Origin of the sequence: Methylosinus sporium (assembly GCF_003113265.1) — a bacterium.
GTDB classification, from domain to species: Bacteria; Pseudomonadota; Alphaproteobacteria; order Rhizobiales; family Beijerinckiaceae; genus Methylosinus; species Methylosinus sporium.
In genome coordinates, this window is sequence record NZ_PUIV01000016.1 from 55,262 (window position 1) to 74,774 (window position 19,513).

Here is a 19,513-nt window from a genome sequence, read left to right on the forward strand (position 1 = left end):
AGATATATGGACGGACTCACAAAATGAACCAGGACCGCGCTGCGCTGGCCGCCCGGCAATGGAGCCGCGAAAGGCCTGATTTGAATCCTTTTCCGATGGAGGCGCTGGGCCGGCTGCTCGAGCTGGCGTCGCGGATCTCGCGCGATCGGCTGGCCCCCGTCTTCGCGGAATTCGGCCTGCAGACTGGCGATTTCGACGTATTGGCGACGCTCCGCCGCGCCGGCCCGCCTTATGCGCTGACGCCCACGGCGCTCTATGAGGCGACGATGATCTCCTCCGGCGGCATGACGGCGCGGATCGACCGGCTGGAAAAAGCGGGCCATGTGGCGCGTATCAAGCATCCGACGGATCGGCGCGCGGCGCTGGTGGGGCTGACCGAGCAGGGGAAGTCGCTGATCGACGAGGTCTTGCCCCGCCATGTGCAGGCCGAAGTGGCGGTCTTGTCGGCGCTGACGGAAAACGAGCAGAAGACTCTCGATCGCCTGCTCGCCAAGCTTTTGGGCGGCCTGTAGCGCCGCCGCCGCCGCAGGGCGTTTCTTCGCGCTTCCATCCTCGTGATTCCGGGGCCATATTCGCGGCCATGGCCTCTCCACCTAAAAAGCCGAAAAACCCCGCGAAGCCGACGCGCGCCAAGGCCGCCAAGCCCGAGGTGTCGCCGATCGCGCCCCATTTGCAGGCGTTGCTCAATCCCGGCCTCGCCGAGCGGCAGGCGGGCTTCGAGGAGGCGCCGCAGGCGGCCTATGACGCCGGCGCGATCGATGGGGAGCTCGTCGATCTCGGCGGAGCAGGCGGCGTCTCGGCGACGATGGAGAGCCTCGAGCAGCTGCTGAAGCTCGGCGATCCCAATCTGCGGGAGAAGCGGCCGTGGACGCCGCATCGGCCGGAGCGGCCGCAGAAGAGCGAAGGCGGCGTCAAATTCGATCTCGTCTCCGATTACGAGCCGCGCGGCGACCAGCCGCAGGCGATCGAGGAGCTGGTCGCCGGCATAGAGGCGAATGAGCGCGATCAGGTGCTGCTCGGCGTCACCGGCTCCGGCAAGACCTATACGATGGCGCAGGTGATCGCCCGCACGCAGCGGCCGGCGCTGGTGCTGGCGCCCAATAAGACGCTGGCCGCGCAGCTCTATGGTGAGTTCAAAAGCTTTTTCCCCAACAACGCCGTCGAATATTTCGTCTCCTATTACGATTATTATCAGCCCGAGGCCTATGTGCCGCGCACCGACACCTACATCGAGAAAGAATCCTCGGTGAATGAGCAGATCGACCGGATGCGCCACGCCGCGACGCGCGCGCTGCTGGAGCGCGACGACGTCATCATCGTCGCCTCCGTGTCCTGCATCTACGGCATAGGATCGGTCGAGACCTACACCGCGATGACTTTCGGCGTCAGCCTCGGCGAGAAATTGGAGCAGCGTCAGCTCGTCACCGATCTCGTCGCTCTGCAATATCGCCGCATTGGCTCCGATTTCACGCGCGGCACGTTTCGCGTGCGCGGCGATACGGTCGATATTTTCCCGGCTCACTATGAGGACCGCGGTTGGCGCATCTCCTTCTTCGGCGATGAGGTGGAGTCGATCTGCGAGTTCGATCCATTGACGGGGAAGAAGACGCAGGACCTCGAATTCGTGAAGGTCTACGCCAATTCGCATTATGTGACGCCGCGCCCGACGCTGCTGCAATCGATCAAGGCGATCAAGGACGAATTGCGGGGGCGGCTCGGCGAGCTGAACAATGCCGGGCGTCTCGTCGAGGCGCAGCGATTGGAGCAGCGCACGCGCTTCGATCTCGAGATGATGGAGGCGACCGGCTCTTGCGCCGGCATCGAGAATTACTCGCGCTATCTCACCGGTCGCAAGCCCGGCGAGCCGCCGCCTACTCTGTTCGAATATCTGCCGGACAATTCCATCGTCTTCGCCGACGAGAGCCATGTGAGCATTCCGCAGATCGGCGCCATGTACAAGGGCGACTTCCGCCGCAAGGCGACGCTCGCCGAATATGGCTTTCGCCTGCCGTCCTGCATGGACAATCGTCCGCTGCGCTTCGAGGAATGGGACGCGATGCGCCCGCAATCGGTCGCCGTCTCGGCGACGCCGGGCGATTGGGAGATGGAGCGCACGGGCGGCGTCTTCGTCGAGCAGGTCATTCGCCCGACCGGTCTCATCGATCCGCCTGTGGAGATACGTCCGGCGCGCTCGCAGGTCGATGATCTTCTCGGCGAGGTGAAGGCGGTGAGCGACGCGGGCTATCGCTCGCTCGTCACCGTGCTGACCAAACGGATGGCGGAGGACCTCACCGAATATCTGCATGAGAATGGCGTGCGCGTGCGCTATATGCATTCGGATATAGACACGATCGAGCGCATCGAGATCATTCGCGATCTGCGCCTCGGCGCCTTCGACGTGCTGGTCGGCATCAATCTTCTGCGCGAGGGATTGGATATTCCAGAATGCGGCTTCGTCGCCATTCTCGACGCCGATAAGGAAGGTTTTTTGCGCTCAGAGACATCGCTGGTGCAGACCATCGGCCGCGCCGCGCGCAATGTCGACGGACGCGTGATCCTCTATGCGGATCACATCACCGGCTCCATGCAGCGCGCCATGGACGAGACCGATCGCCGCCGCGCCAAGCAGCAGGCCTATAACGCCGAGCATGGCATCACGCCGGCGAGCATAAAGCGCGACATCGCCGATATTCTCGGCTCGCTCGCCGAGCAGGATCATGTGACCGTGGACGCCGGCCTCTCCGAGCTGGCGCCGGGCCACAATATGCAGGCGACGCTCGCCGATCTCGAGAAGCGCATGAAGGCGGCCGCCGCCGATCTCGCCTTCGAGGAGGCGGCAAGGCTGCGCGACGAGATTTCCCGCCTGCAACGCGCCGAGCTTCTCGCCGAAGCCAATCCGCTGATGCGCCCGCGCGGGCGGGGAGGGGAGACGCCTGCGATCTCCGGCACGCGCGCGCGCAAGCCGACCGACGCCGACATGGGTCCGCATAATTTCGGCGGCGGCGAAGCGCGGCCGCTGTCGCGCCCTGCGCCGCGGTCGATGGCGGGCAAGGCGGGGACGAAGGTGGTGAAGGGGAAGCTGAATAAATAGCGCGAATCTCGCCGCGCGATTCCTTCTCCCACTTGTGGGAGAAGGTGGCCTCGCGAAGCGAGGTCGGATGAGGGGCGCTGCGATTTCCCGCTGACGACGTTTTCGATAATGCGAGGAGGCTCGGACCCTCATCCGACCCGACTTCGTCGAGCCACCTTCTCCCGCAAGCGGGAGACGGGAGCGCCCATTCTGCGCGGGAGTGCTCACAAGACTTGCGGCCGCCCGCGGCTTTCGTCATCCTGTCGGCCCGGTCATCCACGAATCGTCAAGAACCCCATGCCCGTCTGGACCAACGAACAGGAGCGCGCGCTCTCGGCCGTCGCCGCATGGCTGAAGGATAGCCGCGCGCAGCTGTTTCGTCTGTTCGGCTATGCCGGCACGGGCAAATCGACGCTGGCGCAATATATCGCCGAGAGCGTCGACGGCGATGTCGTCTTCGGCGCCTTCACCGGCAAGGCGGCGCTGGTCATGCGCTCCAAGGGCTGCAAGGACGCCCGCACCATTCACAGCCTCATCTATCGCGCCACCGATACGGAGACGGAGGAGCCCGCCTTCGAGCTGAACGAGGACAGCGACGCCGCGAAAGCGAAGCTCATCATCATCGACGAATGCTCCATGGTCGATGAGGAATTGGGCCGCGATCTTCTCTCCTTCGGCAAGAAAGTGCTGGTGCTCGGCGATCCGGCGCAATTGCCGCCGGTGAAGGGCGGCGGCTATTTCACCGAGGCCGAGCCGGATGTGATGCTGACGGAAGTGCATCGCCAGGCGGCCGACAATCCGATCGTGCGCCTCTCCATGATCATTCGCGAGGGCGGACGGCTCGATTATGGCGTCTATGGCGAGACGCAGGTGGTGCGGCGCGACGCGCTCGATCCCGCGCTCATCACCAATGCCGATCAGGTGCTCGTCGGTCTCAATCGCACGCGCCGCGCCTATAATAATCGGCTGCGACAGCTGCGCGGTTTTGTCGGCACGCTGCCGCAACCGGGCGAGAAGCTGGTCTGCTTGCGCAATAATCGCAAGAAAGGCCTGCTCAATGGCGCGCTGTTCAAGGTGAAGAGCGCCGGCGCTCTGCGGCGCGGCAAGGTGCGCCTGCTGGTCGAGCCCGAAGAGATGGCGGGAAAGTTTCAGCGCGTCGGCGTGCTGCCGCAATTCTTCGAAGGCGGCGACGCCGAGATTCCCTACGCGCAGCGCAAGGATACGGACGAGTTCGATTTCGGCTATTGTCTCACCGTGCACAAATCGCAGGGCTCGCAATGGGACGATGTCGCTTTGTTCGACGAATCCTTCGCCTTTCGCGAGCACCGCGCGCGCTGGCTCTATACGGGTGTCACCCGCGCCGCGCGCAGGCTGACGGTGGTGACATGATTTCGTCGCGACGCTCGCGATGAGGGACGAGCGCTCCTCATAGAGGATCAGAGGCGATGGCTTTATCCGATGACGATGCGATCGAGCGGCTCGCTTCGAAAGTGATCGATCGAAGCATGCCGAAAGCGGAATGGACCCATGCCGCGCATTTCGCGACGGCGCTATGGCTTTTGCGGAACAGGCCAGATATCGCGACAGCCGTTGAAATCCGCGAAATCATAACGCGCTACAATGAGGCGACGAACACGGCCAACACGGATGCGAGCGGCTATCACCACACCATCACGCTCGCTTCGATGCGGGCCGCCGCCGAACATTTGCGCACGCACGCGCCCGATGCGCCGCTTCATGCGGTGCTTCGATCGCTCATGGCCTCGCCGCTCGGTCATCCAGATTGGCTCTTGTCCTATTGGAATCGCGAGACGCTGTTCGGCGTCGCGGCCCGGCGGGCCTGGGTCGAGCCGGACCGCGCGCCATTGCCGTTCTGAGCCTTCGCCCGTCGATGGGGCGGACGCTCGCGGTTGACGCTCGGGGATAAGGGGTATATGCATCTTTCTCATGAGCGAGCCTGATCCGGCCGAAGTGAGAGCCTGCGCGCAGAGCTGCGCCGTCGCCAATGTGCGACGCGCGGCGCGCGCCGTCGGCAAGCTCTATGCGGAGAGTTTTTCCGGGCTCGGCCTCGAGCCGACGCAATATTCGCTGCTCGTCGCCTGCTCGCTGGCGGAGGGTTGGACGGTCAGCAAGCTCGCCGAGACTTTCGTGCTGGATCGCAGCGCGCTGGCGCGCAATCTGGCGGTGATGGAGAAGCGCGGGCTGTTGCGCGTGAAGGCGGGCGAGGATCGCCGCACGCGCGAGGTGACGCTGACCAAGCAAGGCCGCGCCACTCTGGCCATAGCGCTGTCGCTGTGGCGCGCGGCGCAGACGAAGGCGGAAGCAAAATTCGGCGCCGAGAGATTGGCGCGTCTCGTCGGCGAATTGCGCGCGCTCGCCGCGGCCGTTCAGGAAGAGTGATGTAACGGGTGGAGCGAGAGCGAGCCTGAAGGCTCGCGGTCCAGTTTTCGCGCAAGCAAAAAGGGGCATATGCATATGTCTATCGAAGCTCACGATATGCTGTCGTCGCCGGCGCTCGCGCCTTTCGAGGCGCGGCGACTGCGCGAGATGGCGCTCGCCGCCGGCGCCGACGACGTCGGCTTCGTCTCCATCGACGATCCGGCGATCGCTTTCGAGCGCGCGGAGATTCTCGCGGCTTTTCCCTTCGCGAAAACGCTCGTCTCTTTCGTGATGAAGATGAATCGCGAGAACATCCGCAGCCCGGCGCGTTCTTCCGCCAATGTGGAGTTTCATCGCGTCGGCGACGAAACCGATGCGGTTTCGCACCGTCTGGCGCGATTGTTCGAGGATATGGGGCGTCGCGCCGCCTATCCCGCCATGGCTTTTCCGATGGAGGCCGCGAATTGGCCCGGCAAAATGTGGGTGATCTCGCACAAGCCGGTCGCGGTCGCTGCCGGGCTCGGCAAAATGGGCGTGCATCGCAATGTCATTCATCCCAAATTCGGCAATTTCATTCTGCTCGGGACGGTGGCCGTCGACGTCGCGCTCGATTCCTATTCGCGCCCGCTCGATTACAATCCCTGCCTCTCCTGTAAGCTCTGCGTCGCCGTCTGTCCGACGGGCGCGATCGCGCCGGACGGCGCTTTCGATCTTTCCGCCTGCTACACGCATAATTATCGTGAATTCATGGGCGGCTTCATGGATTGGGTGGAGACGATCGCGCAGGCGAAGAACGCCGCCGGATATCGCGAGAAAGTCAGCGATGCGGAGAGCGTCTCCATGTGGCAGAGCCTCGCCTATGGGCCCAATTACAAGGCCGCCTATTGCCTCGCCGTTTGTCCGGCAGGCGAGGATGTGATCGCCGCCTACCGCGACGATCGCAAGGGCTTTCTGGAAACCATCGTCGATCCGCTGAAACAGAAGGCGGAGACGATCTATGTGACGCCGGACTCCGACGCCGAGGATTATGTGAAGCGGCGCTTTCCGCACAAGAGCGTGAAGCGCGTCGCCAATGGAATGCGCGTCGCCTCCATCGCGGCTTTCGCGCGCGGTTTGTCGCTGCGCTTTCAAAAGAAGCGCGCGGCCGGGCTCGAGGCGGTCTATCACTTCGCTTTCAGGGGCGCGGAACGCAAAGACCTCACAGTGAGAATCGCGAACGGCCGGCTCGAGGTGAAAGAGGGGTTGATCGGCGACGCCGACCTCCGCATCCGCGCAGATGCGCAGACCTGGCTGCGCTTCCTGCGCAAGGAGACGGGCCTGCTTCGGGCGCTGATCACCTTCAAGATCGGGCTGAGCGGCGACCCGCGGCTGCTCGCGGCCTTCGGGCGGTGCTTTCCGTGATGTGACGAAAGCGCGCTCTCTGCTTCAGACGATCGGGTTCTTGAGATAGAAAAGGAACTCGTATTTTCGTGGATCGGCCTTGATACAATCGGGTATGTCGAGCGCATGGACGCTCGCGATATCCGCGAGATCGACTTCCGCCAGCTCGGGGGCGAGAGCGTCGAGGAAGGACTGATAGATTTCGGCGTGCTCTTCGCGTTGCTTGGAATGATTGTGGCGGCCGAATCGGCCATCGATGGCGCCGAAGCGCGATCCGCCGGGTCCCTCCACAATGGCTGAATGTTTGATATCGAAAGCCGATGCGCCTCCCATGCTCGAGAAGTGCCATCCGCCATTGGCGATAATTCGCTCGTGTCCGCGCGGTTCTCTGGCGCCGCCGACGCAAGCCGCTCGCTGTTGAAAGGGGTCGCCGAGCCGGGCTCCTTGCGGAGTAACGCCTTTCAGCATGCCGTAACGGCAAGCGACCGTTCCTCTCCATGGAAGATTATTGGCGCATGTCGATGATGCATTATTGACGAAGAATTTCTTCATGATCTGCTCGAAAATCACGATATCTGCCTCCGCGAGCAGATCGGGCAGTTGCTGGACACATTCGGAACGAGGAATTTCGTCGATGTCGGAAATCAGTATAATGTCGTTATCGTCGAGATTCATTGTCGACAAAGGGCGCATAATGCTATTGCGATGAAAATTCTCAACTATATAGTATAGTTCCGTGCGATCTTGAAATGCACTTGGGATGTCGTCCAAAACGTAATAAACGACAGTCCTTCCCGATTGCGCATATTTATCCGAAACGCCTGAAAAATACAGAGGCTTGTCCTCGTAGCGGTGCGTTTTGCTCGCTTCTACGACAACAAATGCGTCGATGATTTCGGCGAGTTCGGCAGTTCTGATTTCGAGCATTTCGGTTTCATTATAGGCAATGACGCAATCGACGATCCTGACCATTTTCCATGCTCTCGTTTGACCGGCCAAGCCGGCAATGCGGCGATCCAGCGAGCGGCCGACCTACCCGAGAGCGCGCTCGTCGAATCTCCAGCCCCCAATTTGCCGCTGGATCGTAGGCCATAGTTTACCTGCTTCCTATCGTCCAGGGCAAGACGTTTCAACAGAACACGTTTCAACGGAACACGTTTCGAGAGAACGTGTTTCTCGACGGCGGCTGCCGCTTTCGGCTGCGGATCGGTGATCGCAGGGTTACGAAAATTTCATCCGGCGACAATGTCGAGGCAATGCGCGGGCTGAGAATATGCTCGACGGAAAGACTAACCGACAGGATATTTCGACATGACCGCCATCTCTCTCGAATCGATCATGACGATTTTGAACCGAACCATCGAGGTCGCCGTGGTCGTTCTGTTCGCGACGCTGCTCTATCTGGTTTTCGTTCCCTGACCCTTCCCGCCTCCGCTCCCTCGAGACTCCCCCGGCGCTCTGCGCCGGGTTTTTTTCGACGCGCGGCCGGAGGCGGCTGCTTCGCCGCCTTTGACCAGCCCCTTTCTTTGCGCTAAATCACCGCGGTAACGAGCCCTGGCGTTACGCGCCGGGGCTTTTTCGTGGCCGCGCAGGATAGACAGAAGACGCCCATGGCGAATGTGGTCGTGGTCGGCGCCCAATGGGGCGACGAAGGCAAGGGCAAGATCGTCGATTGGCTCTCGCTCGAGGCCGATGTGGTGGTGCGCTTCCAGGGCGGCCATAATGCCGGGCACACGCTCGTCATCAATGGCGTGACCTATAAGCTCGCGCTGTTGCCCTCGGGCATAGTGCGGCCGGGCAAGCTCTCGGTCATCGGCAATGGCGTCGTCGTCGATCCGCATTTTCTCATCGGCGAGATCGAGCGTCTGCGCGAGCAGGGCGTCGAGATCGGCCCGGACAATTTCAAGATCGCCGAAAACGCCCCGCTGATTCTCTCCCTGCATCGCGAGCTCGACGCCTATCGCGAGGAGGCGGCCGGCAATGGCGTGAAGATCGGCACCACCAAGCGCGGCATCGGCCCCGCTTATGAGGACAAGGTCGGCCGCCGCTCGGTGCGGCTGATGGACCTCGCCGAGCCGGACACGCTGGACGACAAGATCACGCGGCTGCTCGCCCATCACAATCCGCTGCGCCGCGGTCTCGGCCTGCCCGAAATCGCGCCCGCCGCCGTGCGGGACGAGCTGCTCGACGCCGCGCCGAAGATTTTGCCTTACATGGATGCGGTGTGGGAGCTGCTCGAGGATCTCCGCCGCGCCGGCAAGCGCATTTTGTTCGAGGGCGCGCAGGGCGTGCTGCTCGACGTCGATCACGGCACCTATCCTTATGTGACCTCCTCCAACACGGTCTCCGCCTCGGCGGCCAGCGGCTCCGGCCTCGGGCCGGGGGCGATCGGCTATGTGCTCGGCATCGCCAAGGCCTATACGACGCGCGTCGGCGGCGGGCCTTTCCCCACCGAGCTGCATGACGAGATCGGCACGCTGATCGGCGACCGCGGCCATGAATTCGGCACCAACACCGGCCGGCGCCGGCGCTGCGGCTGGTTCGACGCCGTGCTCACGCGCCAAGCCGTGAAAACCTCCGGCATATACGGCATCGCTTTGACAAAGCTCGATATTCTCGACGGCTTGGACGAGATACGCGTGTGCACGCATTATCTCCTGGACGGCGCCCGCATCGACCGCCTGCCGGCCTCGCAATCGGCGCAGGCGCGGGTGGTCCCGGTCTATGAGACGATCGAGGGCTGGAAGGGGACGACCGGGGGCGCCCGCTCCTGGGCTGATCTTCCCGCCCAGGCGATCAAATATGTGCGCCGCATCGAGGAACTGATCGGCGCTCCGGTTGCGCTCCTCTCCACCAGCCCCGAGCGCGACGACACGATTCTCGTGCGCAATCCTTTCGAGGATTGACGGGAATCGTCCGAGGTGGTCTTAGAACCCTATGGCCGACTACTATTCGCTGCTCGCTCGCGCAGTCGCCGCGCTGCCGGAACCCGCGCCCCAGTCGCGGCAGGCCGTCTATGAACGGGCGCGCAAGGCGCTGTTCAACCAGTTGCGCAGCATTCAGCCGCCCGTCGCCGAGGAAGATATAGAAGCCGAAGGCCGCGCGCTGGACGAGGCCATTGCGCGCATCGAGCTCGAGATCGTCCGCGATCAGAGCGCCGCCGCCCCGCTTCCGGCGACAGAGGCGAAGCGCCCGCGCGAGGCCGAGAAGAAAGAGCCCGTCAAAAGCGCCGAACCGGCGGCTGCGCCCAAGCCGGAAAAAGCCGCGCCGGTCGAGGAGGCGCCCGCGCCGCCGCAGCGGCCTCCGGCCCCGCTGCCGCCTCTGCCAGAGCCCGCCAGCGTCTCGCGTCGCGTCATCGTCATCGGCGGCGTGCTGGCCGCGGTGGTGGCGCTCGTCGCCGTGCTGGCGTTGCAATTCCGCGAGCGGCCGGAGGATCTCGCCAAGCTGCAGCCGGAGCCCTCCGCCGTGGAAACCGCCGAGGGAGGCAAGCTCGCCGATCGCATCGGCGGCGACAGCGAGCCGCCGCCGTCGCGCGCGCCTGCGGAGCAAAAGTCCCAAGCGGTCGCCGTCGCCCAAAAAGCCGAGCTCTGGGTGGCTGCGCCCGAGGAGGCCGCCAAGGTCAAGACCTATCCGGGCACGGTGATCTGGCGTCTCGACAGTATGCCGGCCGGACCGGGGCAGCCGGTTTCGCCGGCCATACGCGCCGAGATCGATTTTCCGACCGCAAAGCTGAAGACGACGATCGTCATTCAGAAGAATCTCGATCCCACGCTTTCGGCCTCGCATACGGTGAATGTGAATTTCAGCCTCGCGCCGGGGAATGAGCTCAATGGGATAAAGGCGATCGGCCCGATCCAGATGCGCCGGCCGGAGGCGCAATCGGGCGAGCAGGTCGCCGGCGTTCCTGTGCCGATCACCGAAAACGCCTTTCTCATCGGCCTGCTGCGCGGCAATCGCGAGGCCCGCAATATCGTGCTGCTGCGCGCGCCCATGGTGCTCGATCTGCCCATGCAGCTCGAGGACGGCCGCGCGGCGACGATCTCGCTGGAGAAGGGCCCCGGCGGCGAGCGCGTCTTCGCCGATGCGCTCGACGCCTGGAGATAGGCGCGCGTCCGGGTTTCGAGGGCGAGCCCGAAGGCTCGCTTCTCGAGCAGCCTCGGTGAAATAGGCGGCGCGCGGCGCCTTCCCGCTGCGGCCGCCCTGGCCCTATAATCGGCGCATGACGCATCCTTTCTTCTCGCTGCATTCGCATGGCTTCGTTCGCGTCGCTGTGGCCGGCCCGCGCACGCGCGTCGCCGACCCCGCCTTCAATGTCGCGCGCACGATCGAAATGGCCCGCGAGGCGGACGCCGAAGGCGCGTCATTGGTCCTGTTTCCCGAGCTCGGGATCAGCTCTTACGCGATCGACGATCTGCTGCATCAGACCGCGTTGCTGGACGCCGTGGAATCTGCGATCGGGCGATTGCTGGAGGCGAGCCGCGCATTGCATCCGCTGATCGCGGTCGGCGCGCCGCTGCGTTGGCGCGGGCGCCTCTACAATTGCGGGCTGATCATCCGGCGCGGCGAGATTCTCGCCGTCACGCCGAAAATCTATCTGCCCAATTATCGGGAATTCTACGAGAAGCGGCATTTCGCTTCCGGCGCCTTCATCGCCGGCGAAGAGATGGAGATCGCCGGCCAGACCGCGCCTTTCGGCTCCGACGTGCTGCTTGAGGCGAGCGATTTTCCCGGCCTCGTGATCCATACGGAAATCTGCGAGGACGTCTGGGTTCCGATCCCGCCCTCGACGCGGGCGGCGCTCGCCGGCGCGAGCGTGCTGCTCAATCTCTCGGCCAGCAACGCCATTGTCGGAAAATCCGACTATCGCGCGACGCTCTGCTCGGCCCATTCGGCGCGCTGCCTTTCCGCCTATCTCTATTCGGCCGCGGGGCAGGGCGAATCGACCACCGATCTTGCCTGGGACGGCGAGGCGATGATCTATGAGAATGGCGCTCTGCTCGCCAAGGCGGCGCGCTTCGCCGATGAGCCGCAGCTCATTCTCGCCGATGTCGACCTCGGCCGGCTCGCCGCCGAGCGTATGCGCCAGGTCACTTTCGGCGATTGCGCCGACATGGAAGCCGGCGCGACGAGCTTTCGGCGCGTTCCTTTCGAGTTGCACGCGCCGCGCGACAAAAACCTCGGCCTGTTGCGCGAAATCCCGCGCTTTCCCTTCGCGCCGGACGATGAAGCGCGGCTCGCAGAGCTCTGCTTCGAAGCCTTCAACATTCAGTCGCACGGCCTGCGCCAGCGGCTCGCGGCGGCCAATTTTCAGCGCCTCGTCATCGGCGTCTCGGGCGGGCTCGATTCCACCCATGCGCTGCTCGTCGCCGTCACCGCCTTCGACGCGCTCGGCCTGCCGCGCGAGAATATTCTCGCCTATACGCTGCCGGCCTTCGCCACCACCGACCGCACCAAGGCCAACGCCTGGCGGCTGATGCGCGCATTGGGAGTCTCGGCGCAGGAGATCGATGTGACGGCCGCCTGCCGGCAAATGCTGGAGGACATCGGCCATCCCGCTTCGCGCGGCGAGCCGGTCTATGACACGACTTACGAGAATGTGCAGGCCGGCGCGCGCACCTCGCTCTTGTTCCGCCTCGCCAATCGCCACGAGGCGCTGGTGCTGGGCACGGGCGATCTATCGGAGCTGGCGCTCGGCTGGTGCACCTATGGCGTCGGCGATCAAATGTCGCATTACAATGTCAACGCCTCAGTGCCGAAGACGCTGATCCAGCATCTCATCCGCTGGTGCGCGCGCGACGCGCATTTCGGCGCCGAGACGGTCGCCGTGCTGCGCGACATTCTCGACACGGAGATTTCGCCGGAGCTGGTGCCGGGCGACAGCGTGCAGCGCACGGAAGATGTCGTCGGCCCCTATGCGCTGCAGGATTTCAATCTCTTCTATACGACGCGCTACGGCTTCGCGCCGTCGAAGACGGCGTTTCTGGCCTTTCACGCCTGGAGCGACGCAACGGCCGGCCGCTGGCCCGCCGACATTCCGGCGGAGAAGCGCCGCGCCTATGATGTCGAGGAGATCAAGCATTGGCTCGGCGTCTTCGCGCGCCGCTTCTTCGCGACGAGCCAGTTCAAGCGCTCGGCTCTGCCCAATGGGCCGAAGGTCAGCTCCGGCGGCTCGCTGTCGCCGCGCGGCGACTGGCGCGCGCCGAGTGATTCGAGCGCTGCGGCCTGGCTCGCCGATATAGAGGAAATTCCCTGAGCGGGACCAAACGCCTCGCCGGCGCGTCTTTGCGTCGGCGAGGACGGGCGGCGGGCTGCGCGGAACGAACGCTCGCAGTCCCTCTAAACGACTGCTCGGGTCACATATTCGCGAAAGCGGTGATCGCGGCGGTGACGGCGGCGCAGGTTGCGACGATCGATAGGATAGCCGTAATCGTGTTCATGAGCGCTTTCCCCATTATTCGTCGTTATGGGGACGAGCGGCCGCTCCTCGCGGGCGCTCGCCCTGGGTCGACGGTTCACGATAGCACGGCTCGGTCCGCTTTGCGACATTTTGTCGCTCCGCGGATTCGGCTTTTGTCAAAATCTCTCCGACCACGGCCTCAGCTCGACCTCGAAGGACCAGGCGCTGCGCTTCTGGCGCAGGAGATCGAGATAAGCGTCGGCGATGGCGTCGGGCTCGAGCGTGGCGTCGGCCGGGTCGATGCGGCCTGCGTCGCGGATCACCCCGTCGATGACGATATGGGCGACATGCACGCCCTTCGGCCCCAATTCGCGCGCCGCGCTCTGGGCCAGCGCCCGCAGCGCGAACTTGCCCATGGCGAAGGGGGCGGAGATCGCATAGGCCTTGAGGCTCGACGTCGCGCCGGTGAAGAACAGCGCGCCGCGCCCGCGCTTCTCGAAGCGCTTCGCCGCCTCCCGCGCGACGAGAAAGCCGCCGAAAGCGTTGACGTCGAAGGCTCGCCGCACCGCCTCCGGATCGAGCTCCGCCAGCGGGCCGCGAATACGCGCGCCGGCGTTGTAGACGACCACGTCGATCTCGCCGAGCTTCGCCTCCGCCGCCTCGAACAGCGCCTCGACCGAAGCGGGGTCGGTCGCGTCGGCGGCAAAGCCCTCGGCGCCGGTTTCGGCCGCTATGGCGGCGAGCCTTTGCGCGTCGCGGGCGGCGACGCCCACCTTCAGCCCGTCGGCGGAAAAGCGTCGCGCCAGCGCGGCGCCGACGCCGGGGCCGGCGCCGACGATGAGCGCGGCGCGATAGGGAATATCGTTCATTTTTCGTCCTCGAGGCTCGGCCGCGGCGCGGCCGCGACGGTCAATCGTCGAAAGCGACGAAGCAGCGCAACTCTATGCTCGCGCGCGGGCGGGCGCTCTGCGGCGTCGCCGGATCGTCGAAGGCGGTGTGAGGCGAAAAGCGCGCCACACGGCGCGAGAATCATGACATTTCGAGCAGCAGGACCTCGCCGAATAGGCGATGGCGTAGCTCGCCCCGCCGGTCGCGGAAAACGAGATCGCCCGGCGCGACGCTGCGCGCGTCGCAGACGGCGACCGGGGCGTCCTCCGCCGGGCCGAACAAGGGCAGTCGAAAGAATCAACGGGACGAGAGGTCGGCGTCCACGGTGACGAGATTGCGCCCGCGCGATTTGGAGACATAGAGCTTGGCGTCGGCGCGCTGGATGAGGCTCTCGGCGCTCTCGCGCGGCGCGAGCTGCGCGACGCCGAAGGAGGCGGTGATGCGCCCGATCGGCGCGCCGCCCTTGATCGCCCATTTCTTGGTCTCGAATTCGGCGCGAATGCGCTCGGCCGTCGCTTTCGCCTCGATGAAGGAGACGGAGGGCATGATGATCGCGAATTCCTCGCCGCCATAGCGCGCGACCGTATCCTTCTCCTCGACATGCTTGGACATGGTCCGGGCGAAATTCTTCAGCACCTCGTCGCCGATCAAATGGCCATGGCCGTCATTGATTTTCTTGAAATGATCGATATCGGCCATGATGAGGCTGAGCGCGCGATCCGCCGCGGCGGCCGCTTTCGCCTCGCGCGCCAGCGTCTCGTCGAAATGGCCGCGCGTGAACACTTGCGTCAGCGAATCGCGAACATTGAGTTCTTGCGTCTCGGCGAGCTCTGCGCGCAATTGCGTGATCAGCCGCTGCGAATCCTCCAGCCGGCGCTGATGCTCCTCGGTCTCGCGCAGCATTTTCTGGTTTTCGGCGATCAGCAGAACGATGGCGGCGCGAATCTGATCCGGGCTCGACGTCGCGGCGAGATCCCTATGGCCTTTCACCAGAGCCGCCGAATAGGTCTTGTTGCTGTCGAGATGGGCGCGCACGAGCGAGAGAATCGTGCCGAGCTCGCCGTCGATCAGCCGCCGCATCTTGACGAAATCCTCCCCGACGGCCCCGCCGCCGCGGCCCGAGCGGGTGACGATTTCCACGAGGCGCGGCGTCCCCAGCAGAACGCCGATGAAGGAAACCGTGATCAGCGCCAGATTGCGAATGAGAGCCAGGGGCTCATGCGCGACGCGAACGGGCTCGCCGGAGAGGCCGACGCCGGCGGTCTCCCAATTGTCGAGCGACCATGTCCACAGCGAAGCGAGGTCGGGCGCCGCGAAAAATCCGGCTCGAATAAGAGCGAAAACGCCTGCTGCGACAACCAGAGCGACGCCGGCGACGAGGGCCCAGCGTCTCGAATCGAGTTTCATCTCAATAATCTCTTCCGCCTCTGCCGCCGAGATATGATCTTTCGGCATCCTCTCGCCGGCGGATGGATGCTGGCGAGGCGGACCGAATCACATCCCCGCTCGGCGGCTATTTTCCCTTCTCTTCGGCGCGCGTCCATAGCCACCTTAGTGGCGGCGGGAGAATAGCGTCGATCGAGCGGGCGTTTCAGGACGAGATTTTCAGGACAGTTTCGGATGCGCGCGGATCAGACGCCCTGGCCATTCTCGTCCATGGCGACTCGCCGCGCGTCGGAGAGCGCCTTGATCGCGAGGCCGCAAACGGCGAAAGCCGCCAAAATCATGATCGCGGCGTCCAGCCGCGACACGCCGGCGTCGACGCTTTCGTCGACCCCCATGGCGTGGGCGGCGAAGGGCCAGACCGCGATCAAAATGCGAAACTCCGTCGCGCCGAGGCCGATATAGGCCATTTGCTGCACATGGCGGACAATGGCCCGAATATAAGTATAGGCCGAGAACAGCAGATAGCAGATCAGCACGACGAAGGCGGATTCGAACGACAAAAACGGCGAGAAGCCGAAGGCGACGATGATCAATATCTGCGAGAACAGATCGCAAATATGCTCGACGAGGCTGAGCCGAGGATTGGCGGTGTTGCGATGCAGCGCCACCGGGCCGTCCAGCGCCGCGCCGAACCAGTTGAGAAAGGCGCCGAGCGGGATCAGCGTCATCCACAGGGGCGACCAGCGGCTGCCGATGAGCGCCATGGCGACGATGACGGCGCCGATGAGGCCGATGCGCGTCAATTGCAGAGCCGTCACCGACTCCGGCAGCTCACCTATGATCGCGCGCAACAGCCTTTGCTCGGCCGGCGCCAGAAAGCTCTGATGATGCCCCGACTTATAATCGGCGATCTTCATATGCGACGCTCTCCGCGGTTGTCTCCGCTCGATCGGTCGGCTGTCACGCATGGCCCGCCATGCGCGCTCCGCCTTACAGCCATTGTCTCACATCACCGTCTGGGCGCAAGTCCGCGCGGCAATCCGCGCCGACCGCTGCGCGAGGGTCTTAAGCCAAGCGTTAACCTTTCGAGAGCCATAGTGCGCGCGAAAACGGCGAGGACATGACCGATGGCGAGAGCAGGCTCGGCGCGGGGCCGCGAGAATATTTCCCGCTCGCATGAGGCCGCGGCCGCGCGTTGCGCAGCGGCGCGTCGTCGCGTCATCTCTATGTCTTACAAGGCGAATTCAGCGCATCTCGGCTCCTCGCTCGGCATCGTCGAGATCCTCGATGCGGTATTGACTGTTTCCGATCTGCGTCCAGCGACCGCGAGCGCGGCGGAGCGCGACCGCGTCATTCTCTCCAAGGGCCATGCGGCCATGGCCTATTACGCGGCCCTCGAGCAATATGGCCTCGTCGCGCCGGAGCTGCTCGACGCCTATCTGCAGAACGGCACGCAGCTCTGGGGGCATGTCGGCCTCAGCGAGGCGGTCCCGGCGATCGACGCCACCAGCGGCTCGCTCGGCCATGGCCTGTCGCTGGCGGCGGGCTTCTCGCTCGGCCATCGTCTGCGCGGAGGCGATCATCGCGTCTTCTGCATTCTCTCGGATGGCGAATGCGACGAGGGCTCCACTTGGGAGGCGGCGCTCTTCGCCGGCGCGCGCAAGCTCTCCTCGCTCACCGCCATCGTCGATTACAATCACATTCAATCACTGGCGCCGACGAAAGAGGTGATGGACCTCGAGCCCTTCGGCGCCAAATGGCGCAGCTTCGGATTCGAGACGATCGAGCTCGACGGCCATGATTGGGCGGCGCTGGTCGCGGCGCTCGAGCGGCCCACGCGCGGACGCCCGCGCGTCATCCTCGCCCATACGGTGAAGGGCAAGGGCGTCGCCCGCATCGAGAACACCGTCGCCTCGCATTACAGGCCGGCGCTCGCCGCCGATCTGGAGCTCGCCTGATGCGCAAGCGGATCATCGAGCTCATAGAGGCGGACGCCAGCGTCGATCCGCGCATCGTCTTTCTCACGGGCGATCTCGGCTTTTCTTTCGTCGAGCCGCTCGAGCAGGCGCTCGGCGAGCGCTTCGTCAATATGGGCGTCGCCGAGGCCAATATGGTCTCGGTCGCCGCCTCGCTGGCCGCCGGCGGCTTCCGTCCTTTCGCCTATTCCATCGCGCCCTTCATCACGGCGCGCTGCCTCGAGCAGATTCGCAACGACCTCTGCTATCAGCGCCGCGCCGTGCGGCTGATCGGCGTCGGCGCCGGCTTCTCCTATGGAACGCTGGGGCCCTCGCATCACGCGCTCGAGGACGCGACGATCATGGCGGCGCTGCCCGATCTCGTCGTCGCCAATCCGGGCAACGCCGCCGAGCTCGATCGCTGCTACGCGGCGCTGCTCGACGATCCGCGCCCCGCCTATTTCCGTATCGCCCGCGAGAGCGGCGCATCTTATGGCGCGCCGATCTTCGCGCCGCAGACGGCGGCCTTCGCGGCGCGCCGCGGCGCCGATGTGACCTTGGCGACGAGCGGCGGCTCCGTGACGCAATGTCTCGCCGCGGCGGAGATTCTCTCGGGGGAGGGGATCGAGGCCGCCGTCGTCAGCGTTCCGATCGTCCAGCCTTTCCCGGCGGAGGCTTTCGCCGCGCTTTTGACCGGCGCGCCGGTCGTTTCCGTCTTCGAGGGCTATCGCGGCAATCCGCTGTCGGTCGGCGTGATGGAGACGCTTCTCGCGCGCGGGATGGGCGAGGCCTTCGTCGATCTCACCGCGCCGCAGGCGTTTCCGAGCCTCGTCGGCGACACGGAGACTCTGCGCCGCCGCGCCGGGCTCGATCCGGCGATCATCGCGGCTCGGGCGCGCGCGCTCGTCACGGGCCGCGGCGAGCGGCTGCTCAGCGGCCGGGCCTGACCATTGCGTGTCTTTCTCACCGGCGGGTCCGGCTTCCTCGGGGCGGAGGCGACGCGGCTCCTCGTCGAAGCGGGCCATGAATGCGCCGTCCTGCTGCGCGGCGATATCGAAGCGACGCGGCTCGCGCCTCTCGCCGCGCGGCTTCATGCGATCCGCGGCGATCTCTTCGCGCCGGAGAGCTATCGCGAGGCGTTGACGAATTTCGCGCCCGACGCGCTCCTGCACAGCGGCTGGCGCGGCGTCGCCGGGGCGGAGCGCAATGATCTCGGCCAGCTCGACAATATCGTCGCCACGGGACGATTGGCCGCTGCAGCCGCCGACGCCGGCGCCCGCGTTCTGATCGGCGTCGGCTCGCAGGCCGAATATGGCCTCCTCTCCGGCCGCGTCGCGGAAGACGCCGCGACCGAGCCGACGACGCTCTATGGGGTCGCCAAGCTCGCCGCCGGCCGGGCCCTACTCGCAATAGCGGCGGAGCGCGGGTTGCGCGCAGTGTGGGGGCGCGTCTTTTCTCTCTATGGTCCCGGCGAGGCGCGGCTCTGGCTCGTGCCGTCGCTCATTCGCGCTTTCGCGGCGGGCCGTTCGCCCGACCTCACTCCTTGCGAGCAGATTTGGGAGTTCACCCATGTCTGCGACGCGGCGGCGGCGCTGCTCGCGCTGCTCGACCACGAGGCGCACGGCGTCTTCAACATAGGGTCGGGCGAGCCGACGCCATTGCGCGACGCCGTTCTGCTCTTGCGCGATCTGACGGCGCCGGGCGTCGCGCCGGGATTCGGCCGCACTCCCTATCGCCCGGATCAGATCATGCATCTCGAAGCCGATATTTCCCGCATTTGCGCCGCGACCGGCTGGCGGCCCCGCGAGCCTTTGGCGCGCGGCTTCGCCGAAACGGTCGAATGGTTTCGTTCCGGCGGCGGCGAAAAAATTGTTAACCACGTCCTGTAGCGCATGGGACACAGGGGGGCGATAAAGCGCGGGCGTTGCGTGGAAGGCCTTGTCTTCGACATAGAGACGGGGTCATTTGGGCGCGCGGCGAAGCTTCGGGAGCGGCCCGGAGCATTGGTCGGGGGCGGCGTGGTTTTGAAGACGCTTCGTATTTTCGGTGTTTTGGCGG

General features: G+C 65.0%; 16 protein-coding genes. 12 read left to right on the forward strand and 4 right to left on the reverse strand.

Annotated elements, in window-relative coordinates; all coding sequences use genetic code 11:
- The first annotated feature begins 23 nt into the window (after positions 1 to 23).
- The 6 genes from C5689_RS11530 (at position 24) to C5689_RS11555 (ending at position 6,850) form a co-directional block, all read left to right on the forward strand.
- On the forward strand, positions 24 to 512 hold the full coding sequence (locus C5689_RS11530) for a MarR family winged helix-turn-helix transcriptional regulator (protein ID WP_108917421.1): 489 nt from the start codon (positions 24 to 26) through the stop codon (positions 510 to 512).
- A gap of 68 nt (positions 513 to 580) precedes the next feature.
- On the forward strand, positions 581 to 3,091 hold the full coding sequence (uvrB, locus tag C5689_RS11535) for an excinuclease ABC subunit UvrB (protein ID WP_108917422.1): 2,511 nt from the start codon (positions 581 to 583) through the stop codon (positions 3,089 to 3,091).
- A 276-nt stretch (positions 3,092 to 3,367) separates the two neighbouring features.
- The gene (locus C5689_RS11540; protein WP_108917423.1) at positions 3,368 to 4,459 is read left to right on the forward strand and encodes an ATP-dependent DNA helicase; all 1,092 of its coding nucleotides are present in this window, start codon (positions 3,368 to 3,370) and stop codon (positions 4,457 to 4,459) included.
- A gap of 56 nt (positions 4,460 to 4,515) precedes the next feature.
- A complete protein-coding gene (locus tag C5689_RS11545) occupies positions 4,516 to 4,947 on the forward strand; it encodes a hypothetical protein (RefSeq protein ID WP_108917424.1) in 432 nt (143 codons plus the stop codon).
- A 70-nt stretch (positions 4,948 to 5,017) separates the two neighbouring features.
- Positions 5,018 to 5,470, forward strand: a complete 453-nt coding sequence (locus tag C5689_RS11550) for a MarR family winged helix-turn-helix transcriptional regulator (RefSeq protein WP_108917425.1) — start codon at positions 5,018 to 5,020, stop codon at positions 5,468 to 5,470.
- A 75-nt stretch (positions 5,471 to 5,545) separates the two neighbouring features.
- A complete protein-coding gene (locus C5689_RS11555) occupies positions 5,546 to 6,850 on the forward strand; it encodes an SCP2 sterol-binding domain-containing protein (protein ID WP_108917438.1) in 1,305 nt (434 codons plus the stop codon).
- Between the two features lie 24 nt (positions 6,851 to 6,874).
- On the opposite strand, the gene C5689_RS11560 is transcribed toward C5689_RS11555, so the two are convergent.
- On the reverse strand, positions 6,875 to 7,801 hold the full coding sequence (locus C5689_RS11560; protein WP_108917426.1) for a glycosyltransferase family 17 protein: 927 nt from the start codon (positions 7,799 to 7,801) through the stop codon (positions 6,875 to 6,877).
- A 638-nt stretch (positions 7,802 to 8,439) separates the two neighbouring features.
- Between C5689_RS11560 and C5689_RS11565 the strand changes: the two genes are divergently transcribed.
- The 3 genes from C5689_RS11565 (at position 8,440) to C5689_RS11575 (ending at position 13,082) form a co-directional block, all read left to right on the forward strand.
- Entirely contained in the window at positions 8,440 to 9,735 is a 1,296-nt protein-coding gene (locus C5689_RS11565) for an adenylosuccinate synthase (protein WP_108917427.1), read from the forward strand.
- A 31-nt stretch (positions 9,736 to 9,766) separates the two neighbouring features.
- Positions 9,767 to 10,933 carry a hypothetical protein gene (locus C5689_RS11570; RefSeq protein WP_108917428.1) on the forward strand — a complete coding sequence of 389 codons (1,167 nt, stop codon included), beginning with the start codon at positions 9,767 to 9,769 and terminating at the stop codon, positions 10,931 to 10,933.
- Positions 10,934 to 11,048: 115 nt separating this feature from the next.
- Positions 11,049 to 13,082 (forward strand): NAD(+) synthase, encoded by a 2,034-nt coding sequence (locus C5689_RS11575; RefSeq protein WP_108917429.1) that lies wholly within the window; start codon positions 11,049 to 11,051, stop codon positions 13,080 to 13,082.
- 320 nt (positions 13,083 to 13,402) lie between these two features.
- Here C5689_RS11575 and C5689_RS11580 read toward each other — a convergent pair whose 3' ends face one another.
- The 3 genes from C5689_RS11580 to C5689_RS11595 form a co-directional block, all read right to left on the reverse strand.
- Entirely contained in the window at positions 13,403 to 14,095 is a 693-nt protein-coding gene (locus C5689_RS11580) for an SDR family NAD(P)-dependent oxidoreductase (protein ID WP_108917430.1), read from the reverse strand.
- A 316-nt stretch (positions 14,096 to 14,411) separates the two neighbouring features.
- A complete protein-coding gene (locus C5689_RS11590; protein ID WP_108917439.1) occupies positions 14,412 to 15,521 on the reverse strand; it encodes a GGDEF domain-containing protein in 1,110 nt (369 codons plus the stop codon).
- Positions 15,522 to 15,745: 224 nt separating this feature from the next.
- Entirely contained in the window at positions 15,746 to 16,417 is a 672-nt protein-coding gene (locus tag C5689_RS11595; protein WP_108917431.1) for a CDP-alcohol phosphatidyltransferase family protein, read from the reverse strand.
- Between the two features lie 210 nt (positions 16,418 to 16,627).
- On the opposite strand from C5689_RS11595, the gene C5689_RS11600 reads away from it, so the two are divergent.
- Genes C5689_RS11600 through C5689_RS11610 form a run of 3 tightly spaced genes read left to right on the forward strand, consistent with a single transcriptional unit; the run spans position 16,628 to position 19,344 of the window.
- A complete protein-coding gene (locus tag C5689_RS11600) occupies positions 16,628 to 17,458 on the forward strand; it encodes a transketolase (protein WP_108917432.1) in 831 nt (276 codons plus the stop codon).
- Positions 17,458 to 18,402, forward strand: coding sequence for a transketolase family protein (locus C5689_RS11605; RefSeq protein ID WP_108917433.1), 945 nt, complete (start codon positions 17,458 to 17,460; stop codon positions 18,400 to 18,402). Before C5689_RS11600 ends, C5689_RS11605 begins: the two co-directional genes overlap by 1 nt.
- 3 nt (positions 18,403 to 18,405) lie before the next feature.
- Positions 18,406 to 19,344 carry an NAD-dependent epimerase/dehydratase family protein gene (locus tag C5689_RS11610; RefSeq protein ID WP_108917434.1) on the forward strand — a complete coding sequence of 313 codons (939 nt, stop codon included), beginning with the start codon at positions 18,406 to 18,408 and terminating at the stop codon, positions 19,342 to 19,344.
- Positions 19,345 to 19,513 lie beyond the last annotated feature (169 nt).